The sequence below is a fragment of the Shewanella sp. SG41-4 genome (assembly GCF_014164505.1).
GTDB lineage: Bacteria > Pseudomonadota > Gammaproteobacteria > Enterobacterales > Shewanellaceae > Shewanella.
This window is the reverse complement of sequence record NZ_JACJFI010000174.1, coordinates 1-9181: the sequence shown is the minus strand read 5'-3', so window position 1 is coordinate 9181 and position 9181 is coordinate 1. Positions and strand designations below refer to the sequence as shown.

The following is a 9181-nucleotide window of genomic DNA, read 5'->3' as shown; positions in this document are numbered from 1 at the left end:
CCAGCTTGCACATACCGTAAAACACTATTCGGGTGCTGGCATAGTGTATGTAACCCTACAGCAAACCGCTGAGGACGTTGCAGCGCACTTAATCAGTCAAGGGATTAATGCTGCAGCGTACCATGCAGGTATGGATCAAACCGTTCGGCAACATATTCAACAACAATTTATGCAGAACCACATTCAAGTGATTGTGGCGACTATCGCTTTTGGCATGGGCATTGATAAATCCGATATTCGATTTGTTATCCATTTTGATTTACCAAAGTCGATTGAAAATTACAGCCAAGAAATCGGTCGAGCAGGGCGTGATGGTTTGTTAGCTCACTGTGTAACGTTAGCAAATTTAGATGGATTAAATACTGTTGAAAATTTTGTTTACGGTGATACACCAGAAGCCGATAATATAGGTCAATTATTAGGCATTATCGCATCTGAAGCTGAAAGCGGCCGCTGGGAAGTGCAAGAAACGCCATTGTCTTCAGCTTGTAACATTCGTTCATTGCCGTTGAAAACGTTATTTGTGCAGTTAGAACTATTAGGCGTGATCCGTCCAAGCTATGCTTATTTTGCTGAATTTAAATATCGGTTTGTTGAAGACCAGCAAACCATTCTCAATCGATTTAACGATCAGCGCCAGCAATTCTTGAGTCAGATATTTGCCCATACACAGTTTAAAAAGGTGTGGGGCCAGCTAGATTTTGACAGTTTATATCAACAACATGGTTGTGAACGGCAGCGCGTTGTTGCTGCATTAGACTATTTAGCTGAACAGAATATGATAATTCTTGAGACAAAAAAAATCACTCAAGTGTATGATGTACAACAGCAGGCATTAGCGACATCGCAGCAATTACAACAATTGACCCAGCAACTCAGTCAATATTTTAGTGAGAATGAACATAAAGAGATTGTGCGGATTGGTAAGCTAGTCGATTTTTTTGAACTTGATCGTTGTTTAAGTGCAAATTTAGCTCACTATTTTGATGACCACTCAGTGCCACAAGTATGTGGTCATTGCAGCGTTTGTCGTGGGCAAATTGCCGTCTTATCCAAACAAACTGTGGCTCCGTTACCAGACTCTGCCACAGTGAAAACATTGCTTGAACCGTTAATCTTAGTGGCTCAATCAAAATCGTTAACCACTCCAACCATTGCCACGCAGGCTAAGTTTCTTGCTGGTATGATAATGCCAATGTTTAGTCGTTTGAAAGTTAAACAATTAGATGGATTTGGACGTTTTAGTGCTTATCGATATCAAGATATTCTGGATACTGTTAAGAAGGTAAATTCATGAAACCGGTTCCTAAAATACTGTTAGAGCGACACGGTGAGTTAATACAAAGTGAAGGCGTGACGGTGGTGTCCCATATTCAACGGCAAGTTGGAGACTGGGTGGTGCAAACGTTAATGATTAAAGATTGCGATGTACCATTTAAATACAAGCGACCTCAACGTTTTAAGAGTTTGTTAGATCATAAAGTGAATTTAATTTACTACCCGTCAAAAGAAGTCGTCGGTGGATTTGAAATTGAAATAATGCAAGTGGTAAGAGTTCGTCGTTACTAAATTAAATATATTAAGCTCAGCACACTAGTTTGTCGGTGTGTTGAGTATTAAAAGTGTTTTTTTATTTGTTATTCAATGGTTTGTGGTTTTTGTGTCACATTGTCAAGCATGGCAATTGTATCGATTAGCCATTGAACAAGTTTAGTCTCATCCCTAGCATCAATCCGCTCGACTAATGTCATTGTTCTTGCTGCAGCTCCCACAATGGCAAGTCTGCAAGGGTCGATTCGTACATATCTAATAGACATCAATGATCCACGGATTAACAAAGTAGCCCGAGTATAAGTATAAGCTCTTACGTCGAAACGTTATTGGCCACTAAAAACAAACTCGGTTGCCTTTTTCCATATTCTATATCGTAAATCGGTTCCTTCTGGTAAATAAAACACTTTCGGTTGACGACTGTCATAGCCTAATGTAAGGGCTTCATTAAGCACAATAAATTGAGCTGATTTGGCATTAGTGCACATCATTTTGGTGGTCGGGCCTTGCATCACTTTATTGACTTGGTAATAGACATACCCCCAGCCAGCTAAAGATAATTTATCAATTTCACCGATCAGCTTTGGCTTATTACAATCGATAATTTTATTTTGGCCTATTTGTACTTCAAGCATGTAATCATGCTCATCTGCCAGTGCAGGCAAGGTAAGAATATGTTGTACCATTCCCGCTGTGGGGGCTGGATACATTTTACTGGCCTCTTGTGGTTGATACTGATAAACATCCATAACCGTACTGTTAATTTTCAGCGTGTTAAGGTAATTATTGTCAACGGGACTGGTTGCTCTCGATCCAAACGAGCTGACTCCAGCCAAAATAATAGTAAAAGTCATCACGATTTTGATGTTGTCAGTAAGACTGAGTCGTTTCATATTCTGTCCTTATAAAGTGCATGTAATACCATCTCACATAAAACGGCATTGTATTGTCCGTATGTACACAAAAACGCTAACTTTAACTGTGTACTTATCTCCGTTAATCGCTATTAACCTCAGAACTAGGGGCAAAATCTTCTTTTACTTAACGAGCTATACCGCATTCATTTACTATAGCCTTGCTTTACTTACCAATGGCCCCTATAAGCAATCTATGGCAAGTTTGGCATTTAAAAATTCATTTACTCGCTGTTTTAGTCAGAGTTGACATGAGTTATTTAGTGTAAACGCTGATTGATATGAAAAGGGTTAAATGAATAAATTATATTTACGCTTGTTTATTGTGCAACAGAAGCATCAATAATTGAGTTTAGTTCATAAGTATGACATAACATACTGATAACCTTTGACACATTGTATTTATTAATAAGGTATCGTCTTAGATGCATAATACCCACAACCTTGAACAAACTTCACATATATTGCATTTAGCGTTACCCAAGATGGCAAGCTTATCTATTCCGGTAACGCCTGAAAACTATGCTATTTGGTTTGATTATTTTGCTGAGAGTAACCTTAATCTAAAACGCGCGATTGATGGTTTAATTGCTAATGGTGTTCAATTTACGCCCGAAGTTAATTTAGGTTTATATAATCGTTTCATAGAAGAACAATCACCAGAAATTATTGAAAACGTCCAAATTGAAACTCAAATCCTGATAAACAGCTTACTCAATAAGATTGAACAGTTAAATGTTGGTACACAATCTTTTTCGACCAACCTGAATCAATTTGGCGAAAAATTACAAACAAATCCTAATACTGATGAGCTCAATCTTATCGTTGGCTCCATTGTCGCCGAAGTTGATCAAGTCATTACTAGTAATCGTCATATGTCCGCGAGTCTAGAGGCGTTATCTGAAGAAGTTGCTAACCTTAAAGACGAAATGGAAAATTTGAGTAAAGTGGCTATGACGGATGAACTCACATCGTTAAAAAACCGCCGCTCTTATGAATTATTTGCCGCAGAGCAGGTGACCAAGTTTGTCGACACTCAAACGGTATGCAGTTTATTGATGATCGATATCGATAATTTCAAAATGTTTAATGATACTTTTGGCCACTTAATTGGCGATAAAGTGTTGGCTTATGTGGCATTAGCTATGAGAAATACCGTAAAAGGTGATGATTTAGTTGCGCGTTATGGAGGTGAAGAGTTTGTGGTAATGTTACCCAATGCCAAGCTTACCGATGCAGTCAACGTGGCGGAAAAAATACGCGAAAGAATCTCATTAAAACAGCTCTCCATTGGTAAAGAAAAGAAACAAAACCTAGGTCATATTACGGTGTCTATTGGAGTGGCCACTATTCAACCTGGTGATGATGTAGATACCTTGTTGTCGCGTGCTGATGAACAACTTTATATTGCCAAAGCAGCCGGAAAAAATTGCGTCAAGTTTGGTTAACATTAATCGGTGGTTTTCGGTGTGATGCTCTTTTAATTTGCTTGTTTGCAGTAACCAATGTTTGATTTAAAAAACATTAAGCCCACATTCAATCAACTTTTTAGCGGTTGATTCATTGTGGGCTTATGTTTATCTGCTGTTGATTACATTTAACACTCTACCAAAATGTTATTGCGCTTTTGGTTGTAAATCCATGTGCATCTTTATCAAATGTTCTTCCATATCAAATGATACGGTAAATCCGAGTGTCTTGGCGAGATTGGCCATACTGCGGTTTTCAAACATGGTAAAGCCAGTCAAATAAAGTGTATTGTTGGTTTTGTAGTAAGCAATCAGCTTTTCCAGTAGTAACTTGCCTAGGCCAATTCCTTGATAATTACTGCGCACAGCCATAGCAAACTCGGCTTCGGTATTATCAGGGTCGATAGACGCTCTCACTGCCCCTAATGTTAATTCTTCACCGTCTTCTGTCATTGTAGTAGCAATGAACGCCATTTCACGCGAATAATCAATTTGAGTTAATACTGCCATTTCTTCATGGGTCATTCGCGAACGCACTCCAAAATAGCGTTTATATCTGTCTTCATCACTTAACGAATTATCAAAATCTAAGTGTTTAGGCTCATCTTCGGGCAAAATAGGGCGCAACATTATCTCAAGACCATTTTTTAAAGTGGCGGTTTGTTCTAATTCTTTGGGATAAGGCAAAATGGCTAGACGGTTAATATTGTCTTGCGGCGTGTCATGAAGACGCATATTGACGTCTAATAAGGTTATTTTTTCACCTGCGGCCAAAACAGGATTAATGTCTATTTCTGCAATTTCAGGACAATCAATAATTAAGTGAGATATTTGCGTCAGCATCACGCACAAAGCGTTCATGTCTAAACCGAGAGGTAAATGGCGATCGCGCAACTTATGGGTTTTAAGTGCTTGAATAACCATGTAACGAGCCAGCGCCATGTTTAACGGTGGCAGTGCAACCGCGGCATCGCGTGTTGGGTCCCATTCAGAACCTCCTTCCCCTAAACAGATTGCGGGACCAAATACTGGGTCATTAATTACCGACACCCTAATTTCTTGTGCACCTGCGGTTAACGCCATTTTTTGAATAATTAATCCATCAATTTTGGCCGAAGGGTTAATTTGATGAACCCTGTCAATAATAGAGTGGGCGGCGTGACTAACATCTTCATCAGAAGCTAAATTTAACACTACGCCGTGCACATCTGATTTATAGAGTAGGTCTGGTGATTGCACTTTTAACGCTACAGGATAACCCACTTGGTTGGCGACATTAACGGCCTCATCAACATCTTTTACAAAACGGGTTTCAATGGTGTTGAGTCCGTAAGCCCGCAAAATATCCACGGCTTGATGGGTTTCAACCACTGTTTGACCATTATCCAATGCGCGTTGCAGTAATAGCCGTGCAGCTTTGCTATCAGTAGGGATATTATCAGGAATCGACTGCGGTACTTCTTGGAGTAGCTTTTGGTTACGACGGTATTCGACCATGTGCATAAATGCTTTTACGGCACCCTCAGGGGTACGATAGGTTGGAATGCCAGCTTTAGTAAATCTTTTACGGGCCAAGTAAGCTGAGTCTTCACCGCTCCAATTGGTGAGCATATTGATTCTATTGCGATTCGGGTGTTGATTGATGGTGTCGATAATACTATTGGCAATATCAACACTTTCACCTAATACTGATGGCGAATGTAGCACTAATATAGTGTCAGTATCGTTACTGCTCATGAGTACTTTTAATGTGTCAGCGTAGCGTTGGCTATCTGAATCCCCAATCATGTCGATAGGATTTTGTCGTGACCACGTACTGGGTAAAATAGCATTCAACTCTTCGACGGTTTTATCTGACAATTGTGCCAGTTTGCCACCTTTTATAATTAACTCATCAGCAGCCAATACTGCAGGGCCACCGCCATTACTCATAATGACTAATCGTTCACCTTTTAACGGGGTCGAATGAGCAAGACTTTCTACCGCAGCAAATAATTCAATTAAATCGTTTACTCTTAACATACCGGCACGTCTGAAGGCGGCTTCATAAACGGCATCGTTACCTCCAATGCCTCCGGTATGGAGCATTGCAGCTTGCACGCCTTCACGGCTACGACCTGATTTAATCACAAAGATGGGTTTATTACGCGAGGCTGCGCGGGCGGCAGATAGAAAGTGTCGTTTTTCGTTAATAGAATCGATGTACAGCATGATAGCGCTGGTTTTACTGTCTCGGCCTAAATAATCGAGTAATTCATCAAAGTCGATATCGGTGGCATCCCCCAACGAAATAAACGACGAAAAGCCAATACCTTTGTTATTGGCCCAGTCGAGTACCGTGGTACAAATGGCGGCAGATTGCGACACAAATGCAATTTTGCCTACGTTGGCACCAGCGTGCGCTAAACTCGCATTGAGGCCTATGGGCGGTAAAATCATTCCCAAACTATTGGGGCCTAATAAACGCATCCCGTATCGTTTGGCATACTGTTTGGTGATTTCCAGTAAATTATTACCTTGTTCATCTGTTTGCGATGCCATGCCTGAAGCCATAATAATCGCAACTTTGCAGCCAAATTGAGCTAAACGTTCAACAATACTGGGCACTTTTAGGGCGTTAGTGCAAATAATGGCTAAATCAGGTTTGATCGGTAATGCTTCAATATTGGGGTAAGCCAATACGCCCATTACTGCGGTATATTTGGGAGTAACAGGCATTATTGGCCCAGAAAAACCACCTGATAGGAGGTTTTTCATGATTGCTTTACCTGCACGCTTATTGCCGTTAGATGCGCCAATGACTGCCACTGAAGTGGGTTTAAATAGAGCATTAATGCTACGTTGACTCATAAAGTGTGACCTTAGCTGGCTGGCAATAAACAAGGTGATTAACGCTAGATTAGCACATTATTTTATCGAAGTTCGATAAAGAGAATTTTTTAGCGAAAGGGTTATTTTGTCAAGAAAACCAACTACTCCCTTAATCTTACATAATCGATTGTCACATCATCAAAAATCATCGATAGACTCGATTTCTGAGCTTTGTCACTGTCATAAAAAATGTAATAAAAAAGGGCCATTTAAGGCCCTTTGTCATTGTCGTAGTAATTGATTATTTAATGCTGATCGGTTGCTGGAGTGGCAGACGATGAAGCCGGGACATAAATATTGATAATCTTGCGGATCAATGTTTTTCCATCTTCAATCGCAATATACAAACATGGAATGAGACATAAGGTCACCACAGTCGCAAACAATACTCCGAACGCTAATGAAACCGCCATTGGGATCACCATTTGAGCTTGCATACTGGTCTCAGCCATAATCGGTACTAAACCAATAAATGTCGTCAATGAGGTGAGCATTATCGCCCTAAATCGACGGCAACCTGCATTGAGCACTGCCTCTTTCATCGGTACGCCGGTTTTGCGGGAGTTATTGACATAATCCACCATCACCAACGAGTCATTCACTACAACACCTGCAGCCGCAATAATACCAAACATCGATAACACGCTTAAATCGATGCCTAAGATGATGTGTCCCAGAACGGAGCCGATTACTCCAAACGGGATAACAGACATAATCATAATCGGTTGTATATATGAGCGTAGTGGAATTGCTAATAAGCTATAAATCAGCAATAGCGATAAGATAAAGTCACGTATCTGGGTATCCGCGCTGTCTAATTGCTCTTGAATATTACCGGACACTTCACTGTGTACCCGCGGATACTTAATCAACAATTCAGGCATAAAGTTATCACGGATATCTTTAGCTAATTTAAAGGGTTCAGTTTGCTCAGCATCAACGTTGGCCCACACGTTAATAGTACGGTTACCATTTTCGCGGCGGATACTATTAACGCCTTGTACCACCTTTATTTCCGCGACTTCAGATAAAGGTAACTCTGCACCTTGTGGAGTGTTAATCATCACATCTTGTACCAGTGCGATTGAATTACGCTGCTCTTCAGGATAGCGAAGCATCACTTTGATTTCTTCACCATTACGAATAATACGTTGTGCTTCAAGACCGTAAAAGCTATTACCCACCTGTGAGGCGATATTGGCCAAGGTCAAGCCCAATGCATTAGCTAACGGCTTTAATTGGAACTGCACTTCTTTAGCGCTTGACTGACGGCTGTCGTTTACGTCGCTAACGCCTTTAAGTGAATTTAGTTTAGCTTTTAGTGCTAATGATGCAGCAACCAATTGGGCTTCATCTTTACCTTCAAGCCTGAAGCTAATGTCACCGTCTTCACGACCGCCGCCCATTAAACTGTCTTGAACGCTAAATGATTTTACACCAGGAATTTGTGGCATCGCTTTACGCCATAACTCAGCTAGAGCAAAAGTATCCATAGGTCTGATTGATGGATCAACCAACTTAGTCATCACTTCAGCTTTCGTTTGCCCTTTAAGATCAACCTGCATGTCAGAAATCATTTTCTGGCCATATTGCTGTTCAATCTTTTTATCAACATCATATAATGTTTGCTCAATGGCCAGTGCAGCTGCAAGCGTAGATTTTTCTGATGCGTCAACGTTCATTTCAACAGTCACTCTTGGAAAGTCGTGTGGGATTTTTGGTTGGCCGATAAAACGAACCAAACCGCCCATATAGAGCCCAACACATACCAAGATCAAGCTAATAAACAACATGATAACCGCGTAACGATACTCAACCGCTAATTCAAGGGAAGGGCGATAGATAGACTTAATAAATTGAGTTAAACCGCGATCAATTTTACCTTGAACAAAATTAACCCCGTTACGAAGCCAATCTAGTGGGTTTTTAGAGCCGGGTTTAACAATGGTTGGCTTTTTCATGTGCGCCAAATGCGCCGGTAAAATCAATTTTGATTCTATTAATGAAAACAATAAACATAAAATAACAATAAAACCAATAGCTTGCCCAAATGCTGATGATGGACCATCGTCCATGGTTATCGGTAGGAAAGCAGCAATGGTGGTCAGTACTCCAAAGGTCGCTGGCATGGCAACTTTTTTGACGCCACGGATAACGCTGTCAATACTTTGGCCGTGCTCTTCTGATTCACTGTGGGCACTTTCGCCCATCACAATGGCATCGTCGACCACGATCCCTAGCACTAAAATAAAGGCGAATAAACTAATAACGTTAATGGTCACATCTATAAATGCCATTGGCATAAACAATAGGGTACCTAAGAAACATACAGGCAGTCCCATCATCACCCAAAAAGCCAATCGAACTCGCAAGAAC

7 protein-coding genes are annotated in these 9181 nt (G+C 40.6%); 3 read left to right on the top strand and 4 right to left on the bottom strand.

Annotated elements, in window-relative coordinates:
- Window positions 1-1297: RecQ family ATP-dependent DNA helicase (locus tag H5202_RS14805; protein ID WP_182772754.1), on the top strand; the 1297-nt coding region annotated here is incomplete at its 5' end.
- The gene (locus H5202_RS14800) at window positions 1294-1569 is read left to right on the top strand and encodes a hypothetical protein (RefSeq protein WP_182772753.1); all 276 of its coding nucleotides are present in this window, start codon (window positions 1294-1296) and stop codon (window positions 1567-1569) included. The genes H5202_RS14805 and H5202_RS14800, both read left to right, overlap by 4 nt.
- Window positions 1570-1637: 68 nt before the next feature.
- On the opposite strand, the gene H5202_RS14795 is transcribed toward H5202_RS14800, so the two are convergent.
- Window positions 1638-1817, bottom strand: coding sequence for a hypothetical protein (locus H5202_RS14795; RefSeq protein WP_182772752.1), 180 nt, complete (start codon window positions 1815-1817; stop codon window positions 1638-1640).
- A 60-nt stretch (window positions 1818-1877) separates the two neighbouring features.
- Complete coding sequence (eco, locus tag H5202_RS14790; protein WP_182772751.1) at window positions 1878-2444, bottom strand: serine protease inhibitor ecotin; 567 nt, start codon at window positions 2442-2444, stop codon at window positions 1878-1880.
- Between the two features lie 446 nt (window positions 2445-2890).
- Between eco and H5202_RS14785 the strand changes: the two genes are divergently transcribed.
- Complete coding sequence (locus tag H5202_RS14785; protein WP_182772750.1) at window positions 2891-3913, top strand: GGDEF domain-containing protein; 1023 nt, start codon at window positions 2891-2893, stop codon at window positions 3911-3913.
- A gap of 168 nt (window positions 3914-4081) precedes the next feature.
- Here the strand turns inward: H5202_RS14785 and H5202_RS14780 are convergent, their stop codons facing one another.
- Both H5202_RS14780 and H5202_RS14775 read right to left on the bottom strand, forming a co-directional pair.
- Complete coding sequence (locus H5202_RS14780; RefSeq protein ID WP_182772749.1) at window positions 4082-6784, bottom strand: bifunctional acetate--CoA ligase family protein/GNAT family N-acetyltransferase; 2703 nt, start codon at window positions 6782-6784, stop codon at window positions 4082-4084.
- A gap of 266 nt (window positions 6785-7050) precedes the next feature.
- On the bottom strand, window positions 7051-9181 hold a 2131-nt coding region (locus H5202_RS14775; protein ID WP_182772748.1), incomplete at its 5' end, for an efflux RND transporter permease subunit.